The 1,357-nt window shown below is 65.3% G+C and carries 1 protein-coding gene; it reads left to right on the forward strand.

Features of this window, described 5'->3' with window-relative positions; genetic code table 11:
- Positions 1–125: 125 nt before the first annotated feature.
- Positions 126–1,343 (forward strand): integrase catalytic domain-containing protein, encoded by a 1,218-nt coding sequence (locus AB4089_RS22915; RefSeq protein WP_441411561.1) that lies wholly within the window; start codon positions 126–128, stop codon positions 1,341–1,343.
- Positions 1,344–1,357: the final 14 nt, after the last annotated feature.

Here is a 1,357-nt window from a genome sequence, read left to right on the forward strand (position 1 = left end):
CGAGTTGACTCATCAAAGATGCCCGCGTAGCGGTTTTCGAGGAATCATCTGAGAATGCCCGCGTGGCGGCGTGTCCGTCGGGGGTGGTGTCCGCCGCTTCGGCAGTGTGAGCCATGGAGCTTTCGATGAGTGAACGCAAGGCTGTCACCAAGGCGATTGCCACCCGCTATGCGCGCTCGGACCGGGCGGCGAAGAGACAGGTTCTGGACGAGTTGTGCGCGACGACTGGCTGGCACCGGGACCATGCGCGGAAGGCGTTGCGGCTGGCGCTGGTGCTGAAGCCGGTCCGGCCCCGGGCGCCGCGGCCTCCGCTCTACGGGGAGCCGGTGATCGAGGCGCTGCGGTTCTGCTGGGCGGTGCAGGGGACCCCGTGCGGGCGGCTGCTCGCGGCCGCCCTGCCGGACCTGGTGCCACGCCTGCGCCGGTTCAAGGAGTTGCAGATCGATGACACCACGGCGGCGCAGTTGCTGCGGATCGCGCCGGCGACGATTGACCGCCGGCTCAAGTCGGACCGGGCGAAACTCGATCCCCGGGGCCGGTCCCACACCAAGCCGGGGTCACTGCTGAAAGACTCCATCCCGATGCGGACCTGGGCCGAATGGAACGACGCGGTGCCCGGGTTCGTGGAGATCGATCTGGTCGGCCACGAGGGCGGCAACAACAGGGGCGAGTTCTGTTTCACCCTGGATATCACCGACATTGCCACCGGCTGGACCGAGACCCGGTCGGTAAGGAACAAGGCCCAGAAATGGGTCTTTGCCGCCATCAAAGACGCGACCGCCGCGTTCCCGTTCCCGATCCTGGGCATCGATTCCGATAACGGCTCGGAGTTCATCAACTGGGAGCTGCTGACCTGGTGCGAACAGGAGAACCTGACGTTCACCCGGTCCCGGTCCGGGAACAAGAATGACGGGGCGCATGTGGAACAGAAAAACTGGCACATCGTCCGCCAGACCGTCGGCTACCACCGCTATGACACCGCCGCCGAGCTGGACCTGTTGAACCGGATCTGGGCGCTCCAGCGGCTGCTGACGAATCATTTCGGGCCGCAGCAGAAGCTCCTGGCGAAGGTCCGGACCGGAGCGAAGATCAGCAAGAAATACGACCGGCCCGCGACTCCGTTCCAACGCGTCCTGGCCGACACCGGCACCGTCGCCCGGGACGTGAAGACGCGGCTGCGGCGGGAAAACAAGCCTTTGAACCCGGCTGCCATCCAGCGTCAGATCCAGGCACTCAGCGCCGAACTCCTGACACTGACCACCGCGAAACAGGGCACCAAACCCCAGCCCGCCATCCGGGCAAAACCAAATGATTCCACGAAACAACCCAGGCGGGCATCTTGACATGATTCCCCGGG

The organism is Arthrobacter sp. 2MCAF15 (genome assembly GCF_052115605.1).
Lineage (GTDB): Bacteria > Actinomycetota > Actinomycetes > Actinomycetales > Micrococcaceae > Arthrobacter.

Bases quoted from the DNA above. Each gene is read 5' to 3' on its own strand.
- AB4089_RS22915 (WP_441411561.1), top strand. From the start codon at position 126: ATGAGTGAACGCAAGGCTGTCACCAAGGCGATTGCCACCCGCTATGCG.